Here is a 26868-nt window from a genome sequence, read left to right on the forward strand (position 1 = left end):
GAAGGGTCGTTGCGCGAACCCCTACTTCAGACTCTTTTCCTAGCTGCAGCCGGAGGTCGATCCGCAGCTGACGCACTTCAGGCAGGTGCCGTTGCGGACCATGGTCATCTGACCGCAGTCACCGCAGGCCTCACCCTCGTAGCCCTGGGCCTTGGCCATGGAGATCTTGTCCAGATCCCGCTTGGCGGCCTTCCGGGAGGAGCCCCGGCCCGCCTTGCTGCGGCCCCCGCCCCCGCTCATGGGGGTGAGGCGGGCCGAGCCCCGGGAGACGGCGCCGCCGCCGCCGACTGCGGTGCGCAGGAAGCCGACGCTGGCGACCTCAGCCTGGTGCTGCTCCTGAAACTCGAAGTGCAGCTCGGAGGGGGCATCGGCCATGCGCTCGTAGACCTCCTCGTCCTCGTACTCGGGCTCCTCGGGGCGGTGCATGGCGTCGTGCCGCAGGTCGTCGGCCTGGACGTGGGCCAGCTCGTGGCGGCCCAGGTAGGAGACGGCCAGCTCCCGGAAGATGTAGTCGATGACCGAGGTGGCCATCTTGATCCGGTCGTTGCCCTGCACCATGCCGTTGGGCTCGAAGCGGGAGAAGACGAAGGCGTCGACGAACTCCTCGAGGGGCACGCCGTACTGCAGGCCCAGGGAGAGCGCCACGGCGAAGGAGTTCATCAGCGAGCGGAAGGCGGCGCCCTCCTTGTGCATGTCGATGAAGATCTCGCCGAGGGTGCCGTCGTCGTACTCGCCGGTCCGCAGGTAGACCTTGTGGCCGCCGACCACCGCCTTCTGGGTGTAGCCCCGGCGGCGGTCCGGCAGGCGCCGGCGGTGCGCCAGGTAGCGCAGGATGATCCGCTCGGCGGCCTCCTGGGGCGCGGCCCGCGAGGGCACGGGGACCTCGTCATCGTCATCGACGGCCCAGGTCGCCGAGAGGGGCTGGGAGAGCTTCGAGCCGTCCCGGTAGAGGGCCATCGCCTTCAGGCCCAGACGCCAGGAGAGGAGGTAGGCGTCCTTGACCTCCTCGACGGTGGCCTCGGCGGGCATGTTGATGGTCTTGGAGATGGCGCCGGAGATGAAGGGCTGGGCCGCCGCCATCATCCGGATGTGCGCCTCGGCCGCGATGAAGCGCGTGCCGTAGCGGCCGCAGCGGTTGGCGCAGTCGAAGACCGGCAGGTGCTCCTCCTTCACGTGCGGCGCGCCCTCGATGGTCATCGTGCCGCAGGCGTAGTCGGAGGCCCGGCGCACCTCGTCGGGGGTGAAGCCCAGGTAGGAGAGGAGGTCGAAGTCCGGGGCCGTGAAGGTCTCGGCGTCGATGTCCAGCCGCTCCTTGAGGAGCTCGTCACCCAGGGTCCAGCGGTTGAAGGCGAAGGAGAGATCGAAGGCCGAGGCCACGGCCTGATCCACCTTGCGCAGGTCGCTCTCCTGGAAGCCTCGCTCCTTGAGGGCCTCGTGGTTCACGCCGGGGGCGCCCTTCAGGGAGCCGGCGCCCTTCACGTAGGCGACGATGGCGTCGACCTCGCGGGGGTCGTAGCCCAGGCGGGCGAGGGCCGCGGGCACCGACTGGTTGATGATCTTGAAGTAGCCGCCGCCGGCCAGCTTCTTGAACTTCACCAGGGCGAAGTCCGGCTCGATGCCGGTGGTGTCGCAGTCCATCAGCAGACCGATGGTCCCCGTGGGGGCGATGACCGTGGTCTGGGCGTTGCGCACGCCGTGCTCGGTGGCCAGATCGACGGCCAGGTCCCAGGCGCTGCGGGCGGCCTTGGTCAGGCTGTCCGGGCAGGCGCCGGCGTCGAGGCCCACCGGGGTGACCTCGAGGTCCTCGTAGGCGTCCACCGGGGCGTCGTAGGCCGCCCGCTTGTGGTTCTTGAGGACCCGCAGGACCTCCGCGGCGTTGCGCTCGTAGCGCGGGAAGGGCCCGTGCTCGGCCGCCATCCGGGCGCTGGTGGCGTAGGCGTGACCGGTGAGGATCGAGGAGATCGCCCCGCACCAGGCCCGGCCCTCGCGGCTGTCGTAGGGGATGCCCAGGCGCATCAGCATGGCGCCGAGGTTGGCGAAGCCGAGGCCGAGGGTCCGGTACTCGTAGGAGCGCTGGGCGATCTCCTTGCTGGGGTACTGCGCCATCAGGACGCTGACCTCGAGGACCACCGTCCAGATCTGGATGGCGTGGGTGAACCCACCGATGTCGAAGGGGTTCTCCTGGTCGCCCCGCAGGAGGGTCATCAGGTTCACCGACGCCAGGTTGCAGGCCGTGTCGTCGAGGAACATGTACTCGGAGCAGGGGTTGCTCGCCCGGATCCGCCCGTCGGTGGGGCAGGTGTGCCAGGCGTTGATCGTGCCGTCGAACTGCACGCCGGGGTCCGCGCTGCCCCAGGCCGCGGTGGCGATCCGCTCCCAGAGGTCCCGGGCGTGGACGCGCTTGGCCACCTTGCCGTCGGTGCGGCGCAGCAGCTCCCACTCGCCGTCGTCCAGGACGGCCTTCATGAACTCGTCGGGCACCCGCACCGAGTTGTTGGAGTTCTGGCCGGCCACGGTGGCGTAGGCCTCGGACTCCCAGTCGGTGTCGAAGGTGGGGAAGATGATGGAGGTGAAGCCCTGGCGGGCCAGCTGGAGGCAGCGCTGGATGTAGGAGGGCGCCACGAAGGCCGCCTTCGCCAGCTTGATGGCGCCGGCGAGGACCTCGTTCTCCTCCGGGTCGAAGCGGGCGTCGCCCTCGACGGTGTCGGTGTGGCAGGCCGCCATGATCTGGGAGAGGTGGAGGCTGCAGGCCTTGCTGCCGGCCACCAGGGCGGCCACCTTCTGCTCCTCGCGGATCTTCCAGTCGATGAAGTGCTCGATGTCGGGGTGATCGAGATCGAGGCAGACCATCTTGGCCGCCCGGCGGGTGGTGCCGCCCGACTTGATGGCGCCGGCGGCCCGGTCGCCGATCTTCAGGAAGCTCATCAGGCCGCTGGAGCGGCCGCCGCCGGAGAGGGGCTCCCCCTCGCCGCGCAGCGCCGAGAAGTTGGTGCCGGTGCCCGAGCCGTACTTGAAGAGGCGGGCCTCCCGGGTCCAGAGGTCCATGATGCCGCCCTCGCCCACCAGGTCGTCCGCGACGGACTGGATGAAGCAGGCGTGGGGCTGCGGGTGCTCGTAGGCGCTCCGGGACTTCTTCAGCTCGCCGGTCTTGGGATCGGCGTAGTAGTGGCCCTGGGCCGGGCCGTCGATGCCATAGGCCCAGTGGAGGCCGGTGTTGAACCACTGCGGGCTGTTGGGGGCCACCATCTGGCGGGCCAGCATCCAGCGCAGCTCGTCGTGGAAGGCCGAGGCGTCCTTCTCGGTGTCGAAGTAGCCGTGCTTCCAGCCCCAGTAGGTCCAGCAGCCGGCCAGCCGGTCGAAGGTCTGGCGGGCGTCGTGCTCGCGCCCCTCCCGGGCCTCGGCGGAGAGCTTGGCGATGGCCTTCTCGTCGGGCACGCGGCGGCGCAGCCACGCCGGGACGGAGCGCTCCATCACGGTGCGGACGGCCGCTGGCACGCCGGCCTTGCGCAGGTACTTCTGCGCCAGGATGTCCACGGCGACCTGCGACCAGTGGTCCGGCACCAGGACACCATCGGCCTCGAAGACCAGCTCCCCGGAGGGATCACGGATCTCGGAGCGGCGGGCGACGAAGTTGAAGTCGTCGTAGGGCGAGCGACCTTCGACAGTGAAGCGGCGGGTGATCTGCATCAGCGGGGACCTCCGGGGACATCATTCAGGGGGACGGCAGAGGGACCCATCTTTCCGCTCCACCGGTGCGGCGCACCCAGGCCGCGTGGTTCCAAAGCCTCTCGATCGACGGACGTGTCCCGCCACCCAGTGTGGCGGCCCGCGGTGCGCAACGACGCTGATATGTCCCCCATCGACCTCAAAGCGAGCGTGAGACTCTCCAGCGCGACCAGAGAGATCAACAGGGTTGTCTCTCGCCCACGATTGACTGCACGAGAACGAGGTCCCGCCGAGACCCCCCTCGACGGCCCGCCGGCGGCGCCGCCGATCCGCTGCCGATCCGCCCCCGCGTGATCGGGCTCTCGATCGCAATTCCAGCGCCCGAGAAGCCGATCACTGCTCCCCCGCGCCGGGCCCGGCCCGCCCCGACCGAGAGGCTGTAAAGCCCTCCGGCGAGGCCAAGTTTCGAACGCGTTCAGAGCCGAGGAATCACCTGCGATGGAGGCGAAAAATGACGCAACGAGGCAGAGTTGCGCGTCCCCCCTCCAGGCGATCATAGGTCGAAAAAAAATGGGCCGGAGAGCGCCTCGAGCGCCGTCCAGAGAGGCTTGACAGCAGTGGAGTGATCGGGCGCCGCCGCGCCCCCCTCCCGGGGCCTCCCGCGCCACCCCCTCCGGGAGGCTCAGAGGAGGCGATCGAGCAGCCCGCGGACCGCGTCGGTGGTGGCCTCGACCGCCACCGGCTGGTTGGGCTCGCGCGACGCGCCGTGGGGCAGGCGGCCCTCGTGGTAGGCCGCCTTGTGCTCGGAGAACTTCAGGGCGTGGGCCGTGCTCACGACCACCACCTCGGCGTCCCGGGCGATGGTCTCCTCGGCGCGGAGCTGCTCCACCGCGGCGAGCGCGACGCCGGTGTGGGGGTCGAGGAAGAGCCCCGCCCGATCCGCGCGGGCCGCCGCCTCCGAGAGCTGCGCCTCGGAGGCCTGGCGCACGATGCCGTCCACCGCCTCGAGCGCCCGCACCGCCTTCGGGAAGGAGACGGGGTTGCCGATCCGGATCGCGCTGGCGGCGGTCTCACCCGCGACCACCGCCTCGAAGTCCCAGCCCCGCTGGCTGGCGAGGTAGAGGGGGTTGGCGGCCTCGGCCTGGGCGACGCAGACCCGGGGCATCGCCTCCGTGAGGCCCAGCGCCCGCAGCAGCTCGAAGCCCGCCACCAGGGCCGACACGTTGCCCAGGTTCCCCCCGGGGATGACCACCCAGTCGGGCACCCTCCCTCCCAGCTGCTGGACGATCTCCAGGGCGACGGTCTTCTGCCCCTCGACCCGCAGGCTGTTCATGGAGTTGGCCAGGTAGATCCCCGCGTCCCGGGTGATGGCCTGCACGATGGTCATGCAGCCGTCGAAGTCGGTCTCGAGGGCCAGCACCTTCGCCCCGTGGGCCAGGGGCTGGAGGAGCTGGGCGGTGCTGATCTTGCCGGCCGGCAGGAAGACCACCGCCGGGATGCCGGCCGCCGCGGCGTAGGCGGCCAGCGCCGCGGAGGTGTCCCCGGTCGAGGCGCAGGCCACCGCCCGGATGGGCTTGCCCGCCCGCACCATCGCCTTCACCGCCGAGACCAGGACCGTCATGCCCAGGTCCTTGAAGCTGCCGGTGTGAGAGGTGCCGCACTGCTTCACCCAGAGGTGGGAGAGCCCCTCCTCTTCGGCCAGGCGGGGGCTCTCGACCAGGGGCGTGCTCCCCTCCCCCAGGGTCACCAGATCCTCGTCCTCGAGCAGCGGGTGCACCCACTCCCGGCGGGCCCAGACCCCCGAGCGCTCCCAGGGCACCGCGGAGATCAGGCGGCGCTCGAAGCGCTCGCGCCACGCGCCCGCCTCGACGGTCTTGAGGGCCTCGAGATCGTGGACCACCTCCAGCAGGCCGCCGCAGGCCGGGCAGCGGTAGACGATCTCGTCGAGGGGGTGCCTGCCCTCCGGGCAGCCCTGCAGGCAGCGGAACTCGGCGTGGAAGCTCGAGGGCATGGATCGCTCTACTCTTCCGGGACCCGCATCTTGGCGCCGCAGCCGCGGCAGCGGCCGGGGGCCAGCCCCGGCAGGCCGCAGTCGCTGCAGGGCACGACGATCTCTTCGAGGTGATCCGGGATGCCGTTCTCGTTGGCGTCCTTGGTGACCCGCCGGCCGCGGTGCCGCTGCATCCCGCAGCGCTCGCAGATCAGCCCCGAGGCCTGCACGTGACTGCACCAGACACAGGGTGAGCTCTCGGTGAGGGCGGCGGTCGCCGGGGTGGGATCCGGGGCGGCCACCGCGGTGGTCTCGAGGCCCTCGATCATCGCGACCGGGGCATCGACGTGCCCCTGGCTCGCGACCTCGGCCTTGGGGAAGGGCATCCCGCAGACCTCGCAGTCGGTGCCCTGGGGCTGCTGGTTCTCGCAGAGTGCGCAGATGATCACGGAGGTGAGCCTACCCCAGATCGCCCCTCCGGGTGGGCCTCGAGCTCGCCGCTTCGCAGCCAGGCGATGATCTGCTGGTTCCCGCCCTGGAGCGTCGCCAGGTAGGACTCGGGCAGGGCCCGGGCCGCCGCCGTCGCCTCGGGCAGCCTCCCCGCCTGCGCCAGGACCAGGGCCAGGTTGGCCCGGATCCAGTGGGCGTCGGGGTGGCGCTCCAGCACCGCCTCGAAGTGGGTGGCGGCCGCCGGCCAGTCCTTCGCGTCGAAGGCCCGGGAGCCGAGGAAGGCCTGGTGGCGGGAGGTCCAGCGGGGGTTGAGGCCCCCGAAGGCCAGGAGGGCCAGGAGGGCGGCGAAGGCCCCGGAGAAGGCCAGTCGCCGCAGGCCGTGCTGGCTCCAGGCCCAGCCCAGGAGGGCCCCGAAGAGCGCCCCGGCGCCGTGGGCGTAGTTGGCGACCGGCAGCACGTCCGCCACGGTGAGGACCACGCAGAGCAGGCCCCAGCCCAGGAAGACCTGGGCGTTCTTCACCCCGAAGAGCATCCCGAAGGGCCCCCCGAGGGGCCGCAGGGCCACGTAGCCGAAGCAGAAGAGGCCGTAGACCGCCCCCGAGAGCCCCACCGAGCCGGGATAGTCGAGGGCCACGAAGGCCAGCTCCGCCAGGGAGCCGGCCACCCCCGTGGCCAGGGTCAGGAGGAGGAGCCGGGCGCCGCCGAAGCGCACCTCGATGGCGAAGGCGAGGGTCCACCACCACAGGACGTTGAAGGCCACGTGGAGGAAGTTCACGTGGAAGAAGTTGGCGGTGAGGAGGCGCCAGAGCTCCCCACCCCAGACCTCGTCCGGGGCCATCACGCCGCGCTCGAAGAGCTCCGGCTGGAGGTTCCCTGCCAGGAAGAGGCCCGCGCAGAAGAGGGCCACCGCGGTGGTTACCGGCCCGAGGCGGGCCCGCTCGGTGAGGCTCAGGTGCCGGGGCGGCGGCGCGCCCGGCGGAGGGTCTTGGCGGGCTTCAGGGGGCATCGGTGGGGTCCCGGTGAGGGGGAACAAGGTGCAACATCAATCCGGACTCATCGAATTTCAAAGGGTTTTTTCGGCGGCTCAGCCGACCCGCCCGAGGGAGAGGCGGCCGTGCCAGCGGCGCTCGAGCTCGGCCTTCAGGCCCCGGTGCTCGGCCCGCTCCAGCTCGGGATCGGCCTCGATCAGGGCGAAGGCGTCGTCCCGGGCCTGGGAGAGGATGAGCCGGTCCCGGACCAGGTTCCCGTAGACCAGGTCCGGGTGCCCGGACTGGCGGGTGCCCAGCAGATCCCCGGGGCCCCGGATGCGCAGGTCCTCCTCGGCGATGACGAAGCCGTCGGTGGTCCGCTCCATCACCGCCAGCCGCTCCCGGGTCTTCTGCCCCTGCTGGGGGTGGGCCACCAGGAGGCAGTGGCTCTGCTTCGCCCCCCGCCCGACCCGGCCGCGCAGCTGATGGAGCTGGGAGAGGCCGAAGCGCTCGGCGTGCTCGACGACCATCACCGTGGCGTTGGGCACGTCGATGCCGACCTCGATGACCGTGGTGGCGACCAGGATCTGGGTCCGGCCGGCGCTGAAGACGGCCATCACCGCGTCCTTCTCGGCCGGGGCCATCCGGCCGTGGAGGAGGCCGATCTGCAGCTCCGGGAAGACCTCGGCCGCCAGGTGCTCCCGCCGCTCGGTGGCCGCCTGGACCTCCTCGAGGGCCACCGAGGTCTCGACCAGGGGGTAGACCACGTAGGCCTGCCTCCCCTGGGCCACCTGCTCCCGCACCACCTCCCAGACCTCGTCGATCCGCTTCGCCCGGTAGACCTTCGTGGCCACCGGCGTCCGGCCCGGGGGCAGCTCGTCCAGGATCGAGAGGTCGAGATCCCCGTAGGCGGTCATCGCCAGGGTCCGGGGGATGGGGGTGGCGGTCATGACCAGCACGTCGGGGCGCTGGCCCTTCTCCATCAGGGCGCGGCGCTGGGCCACCCCGAAGCGGTGCTGCTCGTCCACCACCAGGGTGGCCAGATCCCGGAAGGTCACGTCGGGCTGGATCAGGGCGTGGGTGCCGACCACCACCTGCGCCTCGCCGCTGGCGATGGCGGCCAGGGCCTCCCGCCGGGCGGGCGCCGCCAGCTGGCCGGTGAGCATGACGACCGTGATCCCGGCGGGCTCCAGGAGGGCCCGGAGGGAGCGGCCGTGCTGCTCGGCCAGCAGCTCGGTGGGGGCCATCAGCGCGCCCTGGTGGCCGGCCCTCACGGAGAGCCAGAGGGCCAGGCCCGCCACCACGGTCTTGCCCGAGCCCACGTCGCCCTGGAGGAGCCGGTGCATGGGCTGGGGCCGGCGCAGATCGGCCACGACCTCCCCCAGGACCCGCTCCTGGGCCCCGGTGAGCTGGAAGGGGGGCAGGCGGCGGGCCTCCTCCACCCGCTCGTCGGGGATCACCTGGGCCTGCCCGGGCTCCTGCTGGAGGCCCCGGGCCTTCTGGGCCAGCCCCAGCTGGAGGTGGAGGAACTCGTCGTAGATGAGCCGGCCGTGGGCCGGGGTCTTCGCCTCGGCCAGGGCCGAGAGATCCGCGTCCACCGGCGGCTGGTGGAGGGCCCGCAGGGCGTCGGCCAGCTCGGGCAGGCCCCGCCGGGCCTTGAGGGCCGGGGGCAAGGGATCCTCGAGGCGCGCGAGGGAGGGCAACGCGGCCTCGATGGCCAGGCGCAGGGTGCGGGCAGGGATCCCCGGCACCTCGCTGTAGCGGGGCTGGAGGCGCTCGTCCTCGGCCGCGCTGTCCCCGCCCAGGCTCTCGGGATCGAGGATCTCCGGGTGGGCCATCTCCGGGCGGCCGGTCCTCCCCTTCCCCGGCAACCGCACCTCGCCGGCCAGCGCCACCCGCTGGCCCACCTTCAGCTTCTCCTCGATCCACTTGGCGCCCCGGAACCAGCGCACGGTGATCCGCCCGCTGCCGTCCCCGACCACGGCCTCGAAGCCGCGGCCGCGGCGGTAGAAGCGCACCCCGGCCCGCTCGACCTCACCGACCACGGTGGCCCGGCTCCCCGCCTCGAGCTCGCCGATGGGCACCGAGCCCAGGCAGGACTGGTAGCCCAGGGGCAGGTGATGGAGCAGATCCCGGATCGTGGAGAGGCCCCGCTCGGCCAGCTTCTCGGCCCGGCTGGGGCCGATGCCGGGGAGGCCGCGGAGGCCGTCGTCGAGAGAGCGCACGTCCCCCGACGGGGGACGCGCGGGCGGCTTCGCGGCGACTCTCCCGGCCGGTTTCGGGGTCGGTTTCGGGGTCGGTTTCGGCGGATGCTGAGGCGGATGCTGAGGCGGAGGCGGAGGCTGGGGTGAGGACTCTGGCCCCAGCGCTTCCAGGAGGGCGGCCATGGCTTCCCGGCGCACCTCCCCGTGCTTGCCATCGAGCCCCGCTGCCAGCCCGCGAGCCCTCTCCACCTTCGCGGTCTCCATCCCCGCCTCGGCGGCCGCCTTCAGGCAGCCCTCGGCCAGGGCCTCCAGGCCGCCCACCCGGTCGGCGTTGGCGAAGGCACCCCGGGCGGCGAAGCCCAGCGCCTTTCGCAGCGGCCGGAGGGCCTGGTCGAGCGCCTCGCTCACGGCGCGACCCGGCTCAGCCCTCGCCGAAGGCGACGTCGAGGATCTCGAAGCTCCGGGGCCCCTTCCCGGTGCGGATGGTGACCTCGTCGTCGATCCGCTTGCCGATGAGGCCCCGGGCGATCGGCGAGGCGATGGAGATCCGTCCCCGGTCGAGGTCGGTCTCGTCCTCGCCGACGATGGTGTAGGTGAGCTCGTCGTCGGAGTCGATGTCGAGGAGCTTCACCGTGGCGCCGAAGACGATGCGCTCCCCGGAGAGGGTGCTCACGTCGATCACCTCGGCCCGGGAGAGCCGGTCCTCGAGGTAGGAGATCCGGGCCTCGATCAGCCCCTGCTTCTCCTTGGCCGCGTGGTACTCGGCGTTCTCGGAGAGATCGCCGTGCTCCCGGGCGATGCCGATCTCCTTGGAGATGGCCGGCCGGTCCTCGGCCTTGAGGCGCTTGAGCTCTGCCTTCAGGGCCACGTGGCCCTCCGTCGTCATCGGTACCCGTTCGGACATGGCAGGCTCGTTACCCGGCGTTTTCGGCCCCTGTCAAGCGACGGGCCCAGGCCGCGCTCTCCCGGTGACGGGCGTGGTAGGTCTGCAGGGGCACCACCGGCTCCCCGTCGAAGCCCATCCGGCGCACCTGCGCCCGGCGCTCGAGCGCGCCGACCGCGGCGAGGCCGGCGGCCAGGTTGGTGACGTAGGGGACGTTGCGCATCAGCGCCTCGCGGCGGATCGAGAAGGAGTCGCGGATCTCCTGCTGACCCTCGGTCGTGTTCACCACCAGGGCGACGTCGCCGGCCATGATCCGATCCACGCAGTTGGGTGAGCCCTCGCTGACCTTCAGCACCGACTCGCAGACCACGCCCCTCGCCTTGAGGTAGGCCGCGGTGCCGGTGGTGGCCAGGAGGGAGAGCCCGAGGCCCGAGAGGCGGCGGGCCACGTCGACGATCTCCTCCTTGTCGGCGTCGCGCACCGAGAGGAAGGCCAGCCCGGTGTCGGGCAGGTGGTTGCCCGAGGCCTCCTGGGCCTTGCCGTAGGCCTCGCCGAAGGTGGGCGCGATGCCCATCACCTCGCCGGTGGAGCGCATCTCGGGGCCCAGGATGGTGTCGGTGCCCGGCAGCTTCTTGAAGGGGAAGACCGCCTCCTTCACCGCGAAGTACTGGGGCGAGGGCGGGAGGCCGTCGGGAAGGCCGCCGTAGCCCAGCTCGTGCAGGGACCGGCCCAGCATCACCAGGGTCGCCAGGCGCGCCACCGGCACCCCGGTAGCCTTGCCCACGAAGGGGACGGTGCGCGAGGCGCGGGGGTTCACCTCGATGAGGTAGACCTTCCTCCCCAGCAGGGCGAACTGGACGTTCATCAGCCCGACCACCCCGAGCTCGCGGGCGAGCTGGAGGGAGATGCGGGCCAGGTCCCGGACGATCTCGGGGCCGAGGGTGAAGGGCGGCAGGGCGCAGGCCGAGTCGCCGGAGTGGATCCCCGCCTCCTCGATGTGCTCCATCACGCCGCTGACCAGGCCCTCCTTGCCGTCGAAGACGACGTCCACGTCCACCTCGACCGCGTCCCGCAGGAAGCGGTCGATGAGGATGGGGTGGTCGGGCGAGACGTCGGTGGCCTCCCGCACGTAGCGCTTGAGGGCCTCCTCGTCGTGGACGATCTCCATGGCCCGGCCGCCGAGCACGTAGGAGGGGCGCACCATCACCGGGAAGCCGATCTTCGAGGCGGCCTGGAGGGCCTCGGCCTCGCTCCGGGCCAGGCCCCCGGCCGGCTGCCGCAGGCCCTGCTCGTTCAGCAGCGCGGCGAAGCGCTCGCGGTCCTCGGCGCGGTCGATGGCCGCCGGCGGCGTGCCCAGGATCGGCACCCCGGCGGCCTCCAGGGCGGCGGCCAGCTTCAGCGGGGTCTGCCCGCCGAACTGCACGATGACGCCGAGGATCTCGCCGGCCTGCTGCTCCCGCTCGATGACCGCCAGGACGTGCTCGAAGGTCAGGGGCTCGAAGTAGAGCCGGTCGGCGGTGTCGTAGTCGGTGGAGACCGTCTCGGGGTTGCAGTTGACCATGATGGCCTCGACCCCGGCCTCCTTCAGGGCGTAGGCCGCCTGCACGCAGCAGTAGTCGAACTCGATCCCCTGCCCGATGCGGTTGGGGCCGCTGCCGAGGATGATCACCTTCTTCGCGCCGCTCGGCTCGGCCTCGCACTCGTCCTCGTAGGTCGAGTAGAGGTAGGGCGTGAAGGCCTCGAACTCGGCGCCGCAGGTGTCGACCCGCTTGTAGACCGCCACCACCCCCGCGGCCTTGCGGCGGCGACGGACCTCGGCCTCGCTCTGGCGGGTCAGCGCGGCGATGCGGCCGTCGGAGAGGCCGGCGCGCTTGAGCTCGCGCCAGGTCCGGGCGTCGTCCTCGGCCGGCAGGCCGGCCGCGCGCAGCGCCTCCTCCCGGGCGACGATCTTGGCGATCCGCCGCAGGAACCAGCGGTCGATCTTCGTGCGCTCGAAGACCTCCTCCAGCGGGAGGCCCCGGCGCAGGCCCTCCGCCACCCAGCGCAGGCGGTCGGGGCCCGGGGGCGAGAGCTCCGCCCGGATCGTCTCGAGGGTGACCTCGCGGGGCTCTTGCCCCTTGGGGGTCCAGAGCTCCAGGCCGTCACAGCCGACCTCCATCGAGGCCAGGGCCTTGCCCAGGGACTCCTCGAGGGTGCGCCCGAGGGCCATCACCTCCCCCACCGACTTCATGGCGGTGGTCAGGCGGGTGTCGGCGCCCGGGAACTTCTCGAAGGCGAAGCGCGGGATCTTGGTGACGACGTAGTCGATCGAGGGCTCGAAGCAGGCCTTCGTCTTCTTGGTGATGTCGCTCTCGATCTCGTCGAGGGTGAAGCCGACGGCCAGCAGCGCCGCGAACTTGGCGATGGGGAAGCCGGTGGCCTTCGAGGCCAGCGCCGAGGAGCGGCTCACCCGGGGGTTCATCTCGATGACCACCAGGTCGCCGTTGTCGGGGTTCACCGCGTACTGGATGTTGCAGCCGCCGGTGTCCACGCCGATCCGCCGCAGGATGGCCAGCGCCGAGTCCCGCATGACCTGGTACTCGCGGTCGGTGAGGGTCTGGGCCGGCGCGACGGTGATGGAGTCGCCGGTGTGCACGCCCATCGGATCGAGGTTCTCGATCGAGCAGACGATGACCGCGTTGTCGGCGCGGTCGCGCATCACCTCGAGCTCGTACTCCTTCCACCCGGCGATGGAGGTCTCGAGCAGCACCGTGCGGTTGGGGCTCTCTCGCAGCGCCTCCTCGACCTTGCGATCGATCTCCGCCTCGTGCTCGACCACCGAGCCGCCGCCCCCGCCCAGGGTGAAGGAGGGGCGCAGGATCCAGGGCAGCGGGATGGTCGCCAGGGTCTCCCGGGCCTCGGCCAGCGAGCCGATGTAGCGCGAGAGCGGGGTCTTCAGGCCGATCTCGTGCATGGCCTTCTGGAAGCGGTCCCGGTCCTCGGCCTCCTCGATGGCGTGGAGGGTGGCGCCGATCAGCTCGACCCCGTGGGCCTCGAGCACCCCGGCCTTCGCCAGGTCCACCGCCAGGTTCAGGGCCGTCTGCCCGCCGAGGGTGGGCAGGAGGGCGTCGGGCTTCTCCAGCTCGATGATCCTCGTCGCGGCCTCGACCGTGAGCGGCTCCACGTAGGTGGCGTCCGCCATCTGGGGGTCGGTCATGATGGTGGCCGGGTTCGAGTTGTGGAGCACGACCCGATAGCCCTGGGCCTTCAGCATCCGGCAGGCCTGGGTCCCGGAGTAGTCGAACTCGCAGGCCTGCCCGATCACGATCGGCCCGGAACCCACGAGGAGGATGGTCGAGAGATCGTCGCGGCGCGGCATCGAGCGGGGCGAATACCACGAAGGCGCGGGCCGCGCCTACTCCAGGGCCATCCCGTAGATCTTGGTGGGGTTGGGGGGGGCCAGGTTCCGGCCCCGCTGGCGCTCCAGGTTCAGCACCGTCCGGGCCAGGAGGGCCAGGAAGCGCTCGCGGTCCCGGGGCTCGGCCAGCTCCCCGGCCTTCCGGCGGCGCTTGGCCGTCTTCAGGAGCAGGCGGCGGACCTCCCGGGGGTGGTAGATGAAGGCCCGGCCGAAGATCAGGTGCTCCCGGAAGGGCACCAGCCGGGTCTGGACCAGATCCCCCTTCTCCACCCCGGCCAGGCGCCGGCGCTCGTGGACCTCGAGGTCCTCCCCGGTGAGCAGATCCCGCACCCGCAGGTCGCTGTCCCGGAGCTTGCGCACCTCGAAGAGGCCGTTGCGGGTGTTGCAGAGGCCCCGCAGGATCGCCCGGTCCTCGGTGGTCAGGGTCTCGCCCTGCTCCTCGAGGAAGCGCTCCACCGGCCGGCGGCCCTGGTGGTCCAGCCCGAGGACGTAGTCGAAGAGGTAGTACTCCGAGAAGGCGCTCATCCGGCTCTCGAAGGCCGCGTCCTCCTCGTGCACCTCACCGGTGGCGCCGAAGAAGCGCTCGCGGGCGGCTTGCAGCTCGTCCCGGAAGACCTCGCTGGTGGCCCAATCGGCCAGTCGTTCGAACTGTGCGTTGAACACGGAGTTGCCGTCTGCCTCGTTGCCCCGATCGCTGGTTCCGGGGGGCGAGTATAGCCTCCCCGCCCCGCCCCGCTCATGACGCGGCGTGCCGGGCCGGAATCAGGCCCGGGAGGCCTCGATCCGGCCGAGGAAGCGCTCGAAGAGGTGGCGAGCGTCGTGGGGGCCGGGGGCGGCCTCGGGGTGGTACTGCACGCCGGCGGCGTTCTTCGCCGGGGCGCTGATGCCCTCGACGGTCTCGTCGTTCAGGCTGCGGTGGCTCACGACGACGCCCTCGGGGAGGCTCTGCTCGTCGATGGCGAAGCCATGGTTCTGGCTGGTGACCTCCACCTTGCCGGTCTCGAGGTCGAGGACCGGGTGGTTCGCCCCATGGTGGCCGAAGGGCAGCTTGTGGGTCCTCGCGCCCAGGGCCAGGCCCAGGAGCTGGGAGCCCAGGCAGATCCCGAAGAGGGGCACCTGGCCGAGCAGGCCCTTCACGGTCTCGATCTGGTGGGTGAGCACCGCCGGATCGCCGGGGCCGTTGGAGAGGAGCACGCCCTCGGGGCCGACCTCGAGCACCTGCCCGGCGGTGACCGAGGCGGGCAGCAGCACCACCTCGCAGCCGTGCTCCCGCAGCTGCTCCACGATGGCGCCCTTGGCGCCGTAGTCGATCACGGCGACCCGCGCCCGCTGCTCGCCGGTGAGCGGCGGCAGGGTCTCGCGCTTCCTGGTGCTGACCTCGGAGACGAGGTCCCGGCCCTCCATCCCCGGTGCGGCGGCGGCCTGGGCCCTCAGCGCGTCCACGGACTTGCCGGTGCTGTCGAGGACGCCCATCTGGGCCCCAGCGCTGCGGATCCGGCGGACCAGCTTGCGGGTGTCTACGCCGGAGAGGCCGACCACGCCGTGGCGCGTGAGGTAGGCGTCGAGCTCCTCCTCCGAGGTCCAGGACGAGGCCTCCCGCTCGAGGTTGCGCACGATGACGCCCCGGGCCCGGGGCGCGGGCGCCTCGTCGGCGGCGGCGTGGGTGCCGTAGTTGCCGATCTCCGGGTAGGTGAAGCAGATGAGCTGCCCGGCGTAGGAGGGGTCGGAGATGATCTCCTGGTAGCCGGTCAGGGCGGTGTTGAAGACCACCTCCCCGACCACGGTGTCCCTCGCCCCGAAGGCCTCGCCCTCGAGGACGAGCCCGTCGGCCAGCACCAGCCGGGCCACCTCGCTCAAGCCGCACCTCCGCGGTCCTGGTAGACCTTGCGGCCCGCGACCCAGGTGCTCTTCACCCTCCCCTGCAGCCTCCAGCCGGCGAAGGGGGTGTTGCGGCTCTTCGAGTAGAAGCGCTTCGGGTCGACGTCCCAGGCCTCGTCGAGGTCGACGATCGTCAGATCCGCCGGGCGGCCGGGCAGCAGGGTGCCGGTCTCGAGGCCCAGGACGCCCGCCGGGCCGCTGGTGAGCAGCTCGATGGCGCGCAGGAGCGGCAGCTCGCCCTCCAGAACCAGCTTGAGGGTCAGGGCGGCGGCGGTCTCCAGGCCGACCACACCGTTGGCGGCGGCCGGGTACTCCAGGTCCTTCTCCACCGCCGAGTGCGGGGCGTGGTCGGTGGCGATGGCGTCCACCGTGCCGTCGCGCAGGGCCTTGAGCAGCGCCTTGCGATCGGCGGAGGCCCGCAGGGGCGGCGCCATCTTGGTGGAGGTGTCGTAGGAGGCCACCGCCTCGTCGGTGAGGCTGAAGTGGTGCGGCGTCACCTCGCAGGTGACCTTCAGCTTGCGCTTCTTGGCGGCCCGCACCGCCCGGGCGGCCCCCTCGGTGGAGAGGTGCGCCACGTGGAGGTGGCCGCCGGTGGTCTCGAGCAGGGCGATGTCCCGCACCACCATCACGTCCTCGGCGGCGGAGGGGATGCCCTTGAGGCCCAGGGTGGTCGAGTGCTCCCCCTCGTGCATCGCCCCGCCCTTGGAGAGGGTCAGATCCTCCTCGTGGACCATCACCGCCAGGCCCAGCCCCTTCGCGTACTCGAGGGCCCGGCGCATCACCGAGGCGCTCATCACCGGCTTGCCGTCGTCGGTGAAGATCACGCAGCCGGCCTGCGCCAGCAGCCCCATCTCGGCGAGGGCCTCGCCCTTCAGGCCGACGGTCACCGCCCCCGCCGGCAGCACCCGGCAGAGGCGCGCGCGCCTCGCCCGGTCCAGGATCAGCTCGGTCACCGTGGGGCTGTCGTTCACCGGGTCGGTGTTGGGCATCGAGACGATGGTGGTGAAGCCCCCCGCCACCGCGGCCATCGCCCCGGAGGCGACGTCCTCCTTGTACTCGTGGCCCGGCTCGCGCAGGTGCACGTGGAGATCGATGAAGCCGGGGGTGACCAGCATGCCCCTCGCGTCGACGAGGGTGTCCGCCTTGCTCGGGGGCCGCTTGAGGAGGTCCTTGACGACCTCGCCCTCGAGGACGACCGAGCGGACCTCGTCGAGGCCCTGCGCCGGGTCCACCACCCTGCCGTTCGCGATGACCGTTCGCTTCGCCATGATGTCAGCTCTCCGCGCCGAGGCGCTCGGGGTCGTTGTCGTGGCCGGCGGTGAGATAGAGCAGCGCCATCCGCACCGCCACCCCGTTCTCGACCTGGTCGAGGATCACGCTGGCCGGGCCGTCGGCCACCCGCGGATCCAGCTCCACGCCCCGGTTGATGGGGCCGGGGTGCAGCACCACGGCGTCCTTCTTCAGGCGCTCGGCCCGGGCCAGCCCGAGGCCGAAGAGGCGGCTGTACTCGCGGTCCGTGGGGAAGAGGGGCTCGGCGATCCGCTCCTTCTGGATGCGCAGCATCATCACCGCGTCCGCGTCCTCGAAGGCCCCGTCGAGCTGGTGGCTCACCTCGATGCCCGGGAAGGCCTGCCTCATCCCCAGCGGGATCATGGTGGGCGGCCCCACGACGCGCACCTTCGCGCCCAGCATGGGCAGGAGGCGCAGGTTCGAGCCGGCGACCCGGCTGTGGGTGATGTCGCCGACGATGACGATCCGCTTGCCCCTCAGGCTGCCCGGCTCGCCCGCGCTCCCGAAGGCGTCCTGGAGGGTCAGGGCGTCGAGCAGCGCCTGGGAGGGGTGCTCGTGGAGGCCGTCTCCGGCGTTCACCACCGCGCAGCCCAGGTTGCGGGCCAGCATCCAGGGCACGCCGGCGGCGTGAGAGCGGACCACCACCACGTCGGGGTGCATCGCCTCCAGGTTCTTCGCGGTGTCCATGAGGGTCTCCCCCTTGGTGAGGGAGGAGGACGACCCGCTGAAGTTGATGACGTCGGCCGAAAGCATCTTCCCCGCCACCTCGAAGGAGGTGCGGGTGCGGGTGCTCGGCTCGAAGAAGAGGTTCACGGCCAGGCGGCCCCGCAGGGTCGGCACCTTCTTCACCGGCCGGGAGAGGATCTCCTTGAAGACCCGGGCGGTCTTCAGGATCGTCTCGACCTGCGACAGGTTGAGCTCGCCGATGCCCAGGACGTGGCGGATGAGCGCATTCCTCGTACCCATGATGTTCTCGCTGCTTTCTCTGTGGCCGCCGCCCCCCGGGAGAGAGGACGGCGGGTGAGCGTTCAGGAGATGAGGACGACCTCGTCCTTGCCGTGGGTCTCTTTCAGGTGGACCTTCACCGAGAGGTCATGGCCGGGCGCCGGCAGGTCGAGGACCTCGCCGACGAAGTCCGGGGCGATGGGCAGCTCCCGGCCGCCGCGATCGACCAGGGCGGCCAGCGCGATGCGCTGCGGCCGGCCGAAGTCCATCAGGGCGTCGATCGCGGCCCGGACGGTGCGGCCGGTGTAGAGGACGTCGTCGACCAGCACCACCCAGCGGTCCCGCAGGCCGAAGCGCAGGCGGGTGGGCCCGACCTGCGGCTGGTCCAGACCCCGGAGGAGGTCGTCGCGGTAGAGGGTGATGTCGAGGGTGCCCCGCTCGAGGGCCCGGCCCAGCTCGGGCTCCAGCCGGGCCGCCAGGCGGTCGGCCAGGGGCACCCCGCCGGTGCGGATCCCCACCAGGCAGAGGGCCTCGCGGTCCTCGCAGGCCTCGAGGATCGCCGCCGCCATGCGGTCGAGCGCCGCCTCGATGGCCGCCGCGTCCAGGAGCCGTCGGTTCTTCCGCGCCGTCATGGTCGGTGCGCTCCTACTCGAGCTTGATCTCGCACTCGAGCGTGAAGGACTTGTACTTCTGCTTCTTGATGAAGGGGAACTTCACCACCCGCGTGTAGGGCGCCTCGATGCGGAGCATCGGCGGGACCACGGACTCGTCGATGGTGACCCGGAGTTCGTCGTCCCGCGGGCGGATGGCCGGCAGCTTCTTCACCTCTCCGAACTCCGCGGCCTCCTCCATCCGGACCTCGGCGAGGGCCTTCTTGAGCTCGAGGCGGGTGCGCTCCTCGTCCTTGTACCTCCAGGTCTTGCTCAGGGTCTCCTCGCACTTCGACCGGGCGTTGTAGTGGTCGAGGTAGACCGGCGCGTAGGCGATCAGGAGGTAGATGCCCCCGACCGCGCCGAGGAGCAGCAGGTAGGTCAGCCAGGAGGTCTCGCCGCGCTCTTCCAGGAAGAGCCTTCGGGCGAGGCGGCGGGGGGCCTTGTACGATCGCATGCGGGGTGGCGTAGCACCGGCCCCCGCGGGCCGTCAATCGAGCCCCCCCCTGGCCCGGCAGGAGCCCTCCAGGGGGCCTCCGGGCCTAGTCGCCGATCCGCAGGACGGCCAGGAAGGCCTCCTGGGGGATCTCCACCGAGCCCACCTGCTTCATCCGGCGCTTGCCCTCCTTCTGCTTCTCGAGGAGCTTGCGCTTCCGGCTGATGTCGCCGCCGTAGCACTTGGCCGTGACGTTCTTGCGGTAGGCCTTCACGGTGGTGCGGGCGATGACCCGGGTGCCCAGGGCGGCCTGGATGGCGATGTCGAACATCTGCCGGGTCATGACCTCCTTCATCTTCACGCAGAGGTCCCGGCCGCGGTTGTGGGCGGTGTCCTTGTGGCTGATGATCGAGAGGGCGTCGACCTGGTCGCCGTTGACCATGAGATCGATCTTGACCAGGTCCTGGGCGACGTAGCCGGCCGGCTCGTAGTCGAGGGAGGCGTAGCCCCGGCTCACGGTCTTGAGCTTGTCGTAGAAGTCGAGGACCACCTCGGCCAGGGGCAGCTGGTAGTCCACCTGCACGTGCCGGGTGCTCGGATAGGAGAGGCCCTGCTGGATCCCGCGGCGCTGCTCGCAGAGCTTGATCACCGCGCCGACGTACTCCTGGGGCACGTGGACGTGGGCGTCGATGAAGGGCTCCTCGATGGTCTGGATGTCGCCGGCGGTGGGGATCCGGGCCGGGTTGTCGATCATCGAGACCGTGCCGTCCTTGCGGGTGACCCGGTAGATCACCGAGGGGGCCGTGGTGATCAGGTCGAGGTCGAACTCCCGCTCGAGGCGCTCCTGGACGATCTCCATGTGGAGCAGGCCCAGGAAGCCGCAGCGGAAGCCGAAGCCGAGGGCCTCGGAGACCTCGGGCTCGAAGGTGAAGCTGCCGTCGTTCAGCCGCAGCTTCTCCATCGCCTCGCGCAGGTCGTCGTAGTCGGCGGCCTCCACCGGGTAGATCCCGGAGAAGACCATCGGCTTGACCTCCTTGAAGCCCGGGAAGGGCTCGGCGCAGGGGCGCTCGGGGTGGGTGACCGTGTCGCCGACCTTGGCCTCGGCGACGTCCTTCACCCCGGCGATGAGCAGGCCGACCTCGCCGGCGCCCAGCTCCTTCACCTTCTGGGGGTTGGGCACCTTGCAGCCCAGCTCCTGGACCTCGTACTCCTGTCCGGTCGACCAGAAGCGCACCGTCTCGCCGGTGCGGATGGTGCCCTCGAGGACGCGGATCAGGGTGACGACCCCCCGGTAGCTGTCGAACCAGGAGTCGAAGATCAGGGCCTTGAGGGGCGCCTCGGGGTCGCCGGCGGGGGGCGGCATCTTGTGGACGATGGCCTCGAGGACCGCCTGGATGTTGGTCCCCTCCTTGGCGCTCACGGCCGGGGCGTCCTCGGCCTCGATGCCCACGACCTCCTCGATCTCGGCCCGGGCCGACTCGACGTCCGCGGCGGGCAGGTCGATCTTGTTGATCACCGCCACCAGCTCGAGGTTCGCGTCGGCGGCGAGGTAGGCGTTGGCCAGGGTCTGGGCCTCGACCCCCTGGGTGGCGTCGACCACCAGGATCGCGCCCTCGCAGGCGGCCAGGGAGCGCGAGACCTCGTAGGCGAAGTCCACGTGCCCCGGGGTGTCGATGAGGTTCAAGACGTAGGTCTGGCCGTCCTGAGCCTTGTACTGCATCCGCACGGCGTTGGCCTTGATGGTGATGCCCCGCTCCCGCTCCAGGTCCATGGAGTCGAGGAACTGGGCCTTCGCCTCCCGCGCCCCGACGGTGCCGGTCAGCTCCAGCAGGCGGTCGGCGAGGGTCGACTTGCCGTGGTCGATGTGCGCCACGATGGCGAAGTTGCGGATCAGTTCGCGGTTCACGGGGCGCGCAACTTATGCCAGCGAGGCCGATCAGGAAACGGAAAAGACCGGGACGGGGGCGAGCGATCAGCCCCGGAAGGACTCGAGGGTCTTGCGGAGGCCCTCGGGGAGCTCGATCTCCGGCCTCCAGTCGAGGCGCTCGCCGGCCAGCGAGGGGTCGACGCAGGAGCGCTGCTGCTCCCCCGGGCGGGCCGGCGCGAAGGTGGGCTCGGCGTCGCTGCCCGCGGCGGCGGCCAGGAGGCGGTAGAGGAGGACCACGTCGGTCTCCATCCCGGTGCCGAGGTTCAGGGCCCCGGAGACCTCGCTGCCCACGGCCAGGGCGATGGCCCGGGCGATGTCCCCCACGTAGACGTAGTCGCGGGTCTGCGCCCCATCACCGAAGATGGTGCAGGGCTCGCCCGAGAGCAGGCGGCCGCAGAAGATCGCGACCACCCCCGCCTCCCCGTGGGGATCCTGGCGGGGGCCGTAGACGTTGGCGAAGCGCAGGGAGAGGCACTCGAAGCCGTACTCGACCTCGTAGAAGCCCAGGTAGCGCTCGACCGCGGACTTGGCGCAGCCGTAGGGGCTCACCGGCCGCTGGGGGTGGTCCTCCCGGGCCGGGAAGTGCTCCTGCTCACCATAGATGGCGCCGCCGGTGGAGGCGAAGATCACCCGGCGGGTGCCCGCCCGCCGGCAGGCCTCCAGGAGGTTCAGGCTGCCCCGGACGTTCACGTCCGCGTCGAAGAGGGGGTCCTCGACCGAGCGGCGCACGTCCATCTGGGCGGCGAGGTGGACCATCGCGTCGGCCCCGAAGGCGACGACCCGCTCGGCGGCCTCCGGCGAGCGGATGTCCAGCACCTCCAGGGGGACGCCCTTCGGCAGGTTCGCCCGCTTGCCGGAGGAGAGGTCGTCCAGGACCAGCACCTGCCGCCCGTCGGCGAGCAGGGCCTCGACAGCGTGCGAGCCGATGAAGCCGGCGCCACCGGTGACCAGGATGCGCATCCGCGCAGTGTAGACCAGCCCCGGAGAGGGGGTCAGTCGTTCTTGCGCAGCATGTCCTCGATGGTCAGCTGCCCCGGCAGGTCGTGCTTGTGGCGGGCGAGGATGAGATCGATGCCCTGGCGGATGTACTCGGCCACCGGCACCTTGGTCTTCTCGTTGAGCAGCTTCAGCTTCTCGTTCTGTTCCGGCGTGATGTACACCGTCGTGCTGATCTTCTTGCGGCCCATGGTCGTCCTCTTGGAGCCGAACCTACATGACCATACGTGGCCGTCAAAGAAATGGGCCCCCGAAGCGCCCTTGACCCCCTCGCCGCAGGAGCGCGAGGATGGCCCTCGATGAAGTCGATCGCGTGGATCTGCGCCCTGGCGCTCGCACTCCCCCTCGCCGCGGCCTGCGGCAAGAAGGGGGCCAAGGGCCCCGAGGCGGGGATGGAGGCCGCCGGCGGCGAGGACGGTGACGCCCGCCTCGCCGGTCCCGGCGACTGGGTCAAGGAGTACGACCTGAACCGGGACGACGAGCCCGACGTCTTCCACCACTACGCCAAGGACGCCGACGGCACCGACCGCATCGTCCGCAAGGACCTCGACATCAACTGGGACGGCCGGATCGACGTCCTGCGCTGGTACGACAAGAAGGAGCGGGTCACCAAGGAGGACTTCGATCTCGACTTCGACGGCAAGATCGACGTCACCAACTTCTACGACGAGGCCGGGAAGCTGATCCGCAAGGAGGCCGACCTGGACTTCAACGGGCGCACCGACCTCTGGAAGCACTACGAGGGCGGCAAGCTGGTCCGCAAGGAGCGCGACACCTCCGGCGACGGGCGGGTCGACTACTTCGAGTACTACGAGAACGGCGAGATCGACCGGATCGGCGAGGACCTCGACGGAGACGGAACCGTCGACCGCTGGACCAAGGCCCAGAGCTAGGTGGCTACCGCCTTGGCGGCTGCGAGCTTCGAGCTATGAGCTGTGAGCTCTGCCTTGCAGACGCGTACCCTCGACGACCGATCGACGACCGAAGCGGGCGCCGGCAGGTGCGGTCTGGCTTCGGCCAGGCTCGCAGCTCACAGCCCTTCGTGGGGCATCGAGTCCCAGGGCGCCCGGAAGTACTGCACCGGGCTGTAGTGCCGCAGATCCGTCACCCGGCTCATGTAGACGCAGGAGTAGTCCCGCACCTGATCGCCGAAGCGGCTGTTCTCGTTGCCGTCCTTGAAGATCAGCCCCCAGTAGGGGTTCGCCTCGTCCCGCAGGGCCTTCGAGAGGGCCTCGCTCCCGGCCAGGACCTCGTGGAGCGAGGCGCGCAGGCCCTCCAGCTCGAGCTTGGCGGCCCGGAAGGTCTCGGCCACGCCCTGCTTCTCCAGCGCGCTCACCCTGCCCTTCTGGGCCGAGATCGCGTCGTCCAGGCGATCCCGCAGATCCTCGAGGTACTTGAGCCGGGCCCAGTCCTCCTTGCGCTCCTCGAGCAGGAGGATCTCGCGCTCGAGCTCGGCCACGATCATCGCCGTGCGCCACATCCCGGAGCGCTTGCTGCGCAGCATGTCGCCGTAGATGTGGTCCCCCACGTAGAGCACGCGGTCGCCGCGCCAGTCGGTGTAGGCCTCGAACTCGGCGAGGTTCCCGCCCTGGTAGACCCGCCCCCGGTGCAGCTCGGTCGCCGGCACCGTGGCCACCTCGCCGTTGCCGGGATCGACCTCGAGGAAGGGCTCGCGCTCGCTGAAGAAGCCGGGCTTGCTGGCCCCGACCACCACCGCGTCGAAGTAGCTGCGCCAGGACTCGTACTCGGGCAGCAGCCCGTCGAGGAGGTGCTCCATCACCGCCTCGGTGTAGTCCCAGTAGGAGTTGGTGAGCAGGAAGATCCGCTTCCCTCCGGAGCGCAGCCGGTGGAGGGTCGGCCCGAGCAGGGGGTTGCGCTCGATGTAGCGCGGCAGGTCCCCCTTGATGACCTCCTTGAGCGATCCGTCCCGGTGGAGGGAGTCGATCGAGGCCCGGATCTCGTCGTAGATCGCGGCGGGATCGAAGGCCTCCCCGCGCGCCTCGTAGCCCTCGACCAGCTGCTGGTAGAGCACGCCCTCCGGGAGCGCGAAGAGCGTGTCGATCCACTCGTAGCGCTCGGTGGAGAGGCGGATCTTCTGGCTGCGGTAGAGCCGGATCCGCTCCTCCTTGTCCAGGCGCCGCAGCCCGTGGAAGACCCGGGCGACGTGGCCGTGGGCGTCGATCTTGAGGACGTTCCCCTCCTTCTTGTCCACCACCAGCCCGCGGATGGTCAGCTCCGGCCGGTAGCGCAGCTCGCGCAGCCACTGGGGCCGGCCGTGGGCCTCGATCATGCGCTCGAGGGCCATGCCGTAGGCGAGGCGCTCGATCTCTCGCCCGGCGTAGACCGCCAGGGTGTAGTCCATGTCGAAGCCGACCGCCGTGACGCGATCCATCCGCAGGTTGCGGTTGACGTGGACCCGCTCCGCGAGGGGGACCCGGGCGCTGGGCCAGGCCTTCAGCCGCTGCTCGATGGCCGCGAGGCGCGGCGCGTCGAGGGGCAGGGTCGGAGGCGCGCCCTCGGCGGGGGCGCTCCGCGGCGCCTCGCTGGAGCGCTCGACCGCGGGCCGGATCCGGGTGCGGCTCTGAGGCCGGCTGGGATCGTGCAGCCCGGGAGCCCCCTCTCGCCTCGTCTTCTTCTTCCTTCGCTTCGCCATCGTCGCGACGCAGTCTGGACCAGGCCTGCCTCCCTCACAACTGCCGGAACGGGTCGATTTCTGGCCCGCTCCCCTCGCCCGTGGAACCATCGCCCCATGGCGAAGAAGGCCACGCGCAGCAGCCCCCTCTCGGGACGGGTCGACCGCCTCGAGGGGAGGGTCGACCGCCTGGAGCATCGGGTGGACGGCCTCGAGGGGCCCTCCGCGGTGAAGGCCGAGGGCCCGCCTCCGCCCCCGCAGAAGAAGGGGCCCCGCTGCCCCGGCTGCCGGCTGGAGATCGGATCGGCGCGGGCGCGGCAGTGCGAGTGGTGCGGCTTCGTGTTGTCCGAAGGTCGCTAGAGCGGGGTCAAGGAGAAGCCGTGCACGTGCACGTGCACGTCGACGTGCACGGGTTTTCCCGGGTGACCCGGCAGGGCGGTCGTTGGTACCCTTCTGGGTCTGCATGGCAGCTCCTCGTCTCTACCGCCTCATCGATCGCGTCGCCGAATCCGACGCCGGTGAGACCTGGCGAGGGGTCGCGACCGGCGCGGGCGACCCGGAGCCGGCGACCCTCAAGATCCTCTCTCCCCGGGTGGTCTTCCCGGAGATCGTGGCCGCCCTCGGCGCCCGGGTGGAGTCCGCGGGGAAGCTGAAGCACCCCTCGCTGGTGGTGCCCTGGGAGCTGGGGGTCGCGGGCGGCCGGACGGTCCTCGCCTCCCGGCACGTGCTGGGGCACGACCTCGACATCGTCTTCCAGCGCCTGCGCTCCCGCGAGGTCAAGCTGACGGTGAGCCGCGCGGTGCACCTGGTCGCCGAGGCGGCCAACGCCGTCTCTGCGCTCCACCTCGCCGGACAGCTCCACGGCTCCCTCGGGCCCTCCGATCTCTTCGTCGGCTTCGACGGCACGGTGAAGGTCTCCTGCGCCGGCCTGCGGCCGGCCCTGGAGCAGCACGCCCGCACCCGGCAGATGGCCACCCGCGGCCGGCGGGCCTACCGGGCCCCGGAGCTCTCCCGCAACAGCGTCCCCGACGCCCTCGCCGACGTCTACGCCCTGGGCGCCATCGTCTACGAGCTGACCACCGGCAAGTCCCTGGAGGAGGCCGGCCCCCGCGGCACCTCCACCCGCTCGGACTCGCTCACCCCGCCGAGCCGGATCGACCGCCGGGTGCCGATGAAGCTCGACGCCGTGGTGATGAAGGCGCTGGAGACCGCCAAGAGCCGGCGCTACCACGACGCCGCCGAGCTGCGCGAGGCCCTCTGGGGCTACCTCGACGAGATGGGCGAGGTGATCACCCCCGCCGATCTCGCCGCCTTCGCCGCCTCGGTCCTGCCCAACGAGGTCGTCCAGAAGGACTTCGATCCCGACGAGGCCGCCCAGGGGACACCGCCCATCCCCGGCACCTTCTCCCTCTCGCCCCTCGCCACCGGCGAGGGGGTGGCGCCCGACCTCGCCTCCACCGCCGAGATCGCCGTCTTCTCCGCCCCCCCCGACCCGGAGACCCTCGGCGAGGCGGCGGCCGCGCCGCCCTCCTTCGAGGAGACGGGCAGCGAGAGCACCCAGCGCCTCGAGGCCGCGCAGCTCGCCAGCACCGGCCACCGGACCGATCCCGCGGGGAACGGGATGCTCGCCTCCGCGCCGGACCTCTCCGACGCCGAGGCGCAGGCCGCCCCCGACTCCCTCGCGCCGCCGCCGGGCATGCTCTCCGAGGCGCCGCCGGCCGAGGAGGAGGGCGAGCTGCGGGGGGACATCTTCTCTCGCACCGTCGAGATGCAGGTCGTGGCGGACGCCCCACCCCCCAGCGGCGCCGCGGCGCCGGGCACCGAGGCCGAGGGTCTGGCGCCCGACTTCGGCGTGCCCCCCGAGCACGGCGGACCGGATCCCGGGGACGCCCCGGCGCCCGCCACCGGACCCGACCCCGCGCCCGCGGCCGGGGATCCGGCGGTCTACGGGGCGGGCGTCGAGCCCGCGGACTCCCGCCAGCGCACCGAGTACCAGGCTCCACCGGTGGCCCCGCGCCGCAGGATGTGGCCCTGGCTGGTGGTCGCCGGAGTGGCGCCCATCCTGGTGGCCGTCGGCTTCATCCTGGGGCGGCAGGATCCCGAGCCGACCCAGGCCGAGCTCGCGGCCCTCGAGGCCGGCCTCACCGCCCTCGAGCAGGGACAGACCCCGGCGCCGGCCGAGGCGAGCCCGCCGCCGGCGGACCCCGATCCCGCTCCCCCCGAGGAGGCCAGCGCGCCGGAGCCCGTCCCCGTGGTGAAGGGCGCCGAGAGGAGCGCGCCCCGGGAGCCCGATCCGCCCCCCGCCGAGACCCGGCCCGCCAAGACGAAGGCGCCGGTCGCCAAGCGCGGCCGCCTCACCGTGATCTCCAGCCACCGCGCCCGGGTCTACGTCGACGGCAAGGACACCGGCCGCTTCACGCCCCTCAAGGGCTACCGGCTCAGCGCCGGGAAGCACGTGGTCACCCTCATCCAGCCGAGCACCGGCATCACCCAGAAGCGACGGATCACCGTCCGCCCCGGCGGGAGGGTGAACCTGAAGGTCCGCTTCAAGTAGGC

The 26868-nt window shown here is 71.5% G+C and carries 20 protein-coding genes; 3 read left to right on the forward strand and 17 right to left on the reverse strand.

The window, feature by feature from the left end:
* Positions 1-39: 39 nt before the first annotated feature.
* The 16 genes from P1V51_19430 to P1V51_19505 form a co-directional block, all read right to left on the reverse strand.
* On the reverse strand, positions 40-3687 hold the full coding sequence (locus P1V51_19430) for a vitamin B12-dependent ribonucleotide reductase (GenBank protein ID MDF1565218.1): 3648 nt from the start codon (positions 3685-3687) through the stop codon (positions 40-42).
* Positions 3688-4348: 661 nt separating this feature from the next.
* Entirely contained in the window at positions 4349-5677 is a 1329-nt protein-coding gene (gene thrC / locus P1V51_19435) for a threonine synthase (GenBank protein ID MDF1565219.1), read from the reverse strand.
* 8 nt (positions 5678-5685) lie between these two features.
* Positions 5686-6105: a hypothetical protein gene (locus P1V51_19440; GenBank protein ID MDF1565220.1), complete on the reverse strand. Its 420-nt coding sequence runs from the start codon at positions 6103-6105 to the stop codon at positions 5686-5688.
* Positions 6102-7112 carry a rhomboid family intramembrane serine protease gene (locus P1V51_19445; protein ID MDF1565221.1) on the reverse strand — a complete coding sequence of 337 codons (1011 nt, stop codon included), beginning with the start codon at positions 7110-7112 and terminating at the stop codon, positions 6102-6104. Before P1V51_19445 ends, P1V51_19440 begins: the two co-directional genes overlap by 4 nt.
* Positions 7113-7190: 78 nt before the next feature.
* Positions 7191-9686: an ATP-dependent DNA helicase RecG gene (gene recG / locus P1V51_19450; GenBank protein MDF1565222.1), complete on the reverse strand. Its 2496-nt coding sequence runs from the start codon at positions 9684-9686 to the stop codon at positions 7191-7193.
* 13 nt (positions 9687-9699) lie between these two features.
* A complete protein-coding gene (greA, locus tag P1V51_19455) occupies positions 9700-10182 on the reverse strand; it encodes a transcription elongation factor GreA (protein MDF1565223.1) in 483 nt (160 codons plus the stop codon).
* 10 nt (positions 10183-10192) lie between these two features.
* Positions 10193-13519 (reverse strand): carbamoyl-phosphate synthase large subunit, encoded by a 3327-nt coding sequence (gene carB, locus P1V51_19460; protein ID MDF1565224.1) that lies wholly within the window; start codon positions 13517-13519, stop codon positions 10193-10195.
* 36 nt (positions 13520-13555) lie between these two features.
* Positions 13556-14221, reverse strand: coding sequence for a hypothetical protein (locus P1V51_19465; GenBank protein ID MDF1565225.1), 666 nt, complete (start codon positions 14219-14221; stop codon positions 13556-13558).
* Between the two features lie 99 nt (positions 14222-14320).
* Positions 14321-15415, reverse strand: a complete 1095-nt coding sequence (gene carA, locus P1V51_19470) for a glutamine-hydrolyzing carbamoyl-phosphate synthase small subunit (protein MDF1565226.1) — start codon at positions 15413-15415, stop codon at positions 14321-14323.
* Complete coding sequence (locus tag P1V51_19475; protein ID MDF1565227.1) at positions 15412-16704, reverse strand: dihydroorotase; 1293 nt, start codon at positions 16702-16704, stop codon at positions 15412-15414. Before P1V51_19475 ends, carA begins: the two co-directional genes overlap by 4 nt.
* 4 nt (positions 16705-16708) lie before the next feature.
* Complete coding sequence (locus tag P1V51_19480) at positions 16709-17692, reverse strand: aspartate carbamoyltransferase catalytic subunit (protein MDF1565228.1); 984 nt, start codon at positions 17690-17692, stop codon at positions 16709-16711.
* 62 nt (positions 17693-17754) lie between these two features.
* Complete coding sequence (pyrR, locus tag P1V51_19485) at positions 17755-18303, reverse strand: bifunctional pyr operon transcriptional regulator/uracil phosphoribosyltransferase PyrR (protein ID MDF1565229.1); 549 nt, start codon at positions 18301-18303, stop codon at positions 17755-17757.
* A gap of 13 nt (positions 18304-18316) precedes the next feature.
* Complete coding sequence (locus P1V51_19490) at positions 18317-18778, reverse strand: hypothetical protein (protein MDF1565230.1); 462 nt, start codon at positions 18776-18778, stop codon at positions 18317-18319.
* A gap of 85 nt (positions 18779-18863) precedes the next feature.
* Positions 18864-20663: a translation elongation factor 4 gene (gene lepA, locus P1V51_19495; GenBank protein ID MDF1565231.1), complete on the reverse strand. Its 1800-nt coding sequence runs from the start codon at positions 20661-20663 to the stop codon at positions 18864-18866.
* A 66-nt stretch (positions 20664-20729) separates the two neighbouring features.
* Complete coding sequence (locus P1V51_19500) at positions 20730-21644, reverse strand: NAD-dependent epimerase/dehydratase family protein (GenBank protein MDF1565232.1); 915 nt, start codon at positions 21642-21644, stop codon at positions 20730-20732.
* Between the two features lie 32 nt (positions 21645-21676).
* On the reverse strand, positions 21677-21871 hold the full coding sequence (locus P1V51_19505) for a ribbon-helix-helix domain-containing protein (GenBank protein ID MDF1565233.1): 195 nt from the start codon (positions 21869-21871) through the stop codon (positions 21677-21679).
* A 108-nt stretch (positions 21872-21979) separates the two neighbouring features.
* Here P1V51_19505 and P1V51_19510 point away from each other — a divergent pair, with 108 nt between their 5' ends.
* Positions 21980-22573: a hypothetical protein gene (locus P1V51_19510; GenBank protein MDF1565234.1), complete on the forward strand. Its 594-nt coding sequence runs from the start codon at positions 21980-21982 to the stop codon at positions 22571-22573.
* A gap of 137 nt (positions 22574-22710) precedes the next feature.
* Here P1V51_19510 and P1V51_19515 read toward each other — a convergent pair whose 3' ends face one another.
* Entirely contained in the window at positions 22711-24333 is a 1623-nt protein-coding gene (locus P1V51_19515; GenBank protein MDF1565235.1) for an HAD-IG family 5'-nucleotidase, read from the reverse strand.
* Between the two features lie 96 nt (positions 24334-24429).
* Between P1V51_19515 and P1V51_19520 the strand changes: the two genes are divergently transcribed.
* Both P1V51_19520 and P1V51_19525 read left to right on the forward strand, forming a co-directional pair.
* Positions 24430-24672, forward strand: a complete 243-nt coding sequence (locus P1V51_19520) for a hypothetical protein (protein MDF1565236.1) — start codon at positions 24430-24432, stop codon at positions 24670-24672.
* A gap of 103 nt (positions 24673-24775) precedes the next feature.
* Positions 24776-26866 carry a protein kinase gene (locus tag P1V51_19525; GenBank protein MDF1565237.1) on the forward strand — a complete coding sequence of 697 codons (2091 nt, stop codon included), beginning with the start codon at positions 24776-24778 and terminating at the stop codon, positions 26864-26866.
* Positions 26867-26868 lie beyond the last annotated feature (2 nt).

Source organism: Deltaproteobacteria bacterium, from assembly GCA_029210625.1.
Classification (GTDB): domain Bacteria; phylum Myxococcota; class Myxococcia; order SLRQ01; family SLRQ01; genus JARGFU01.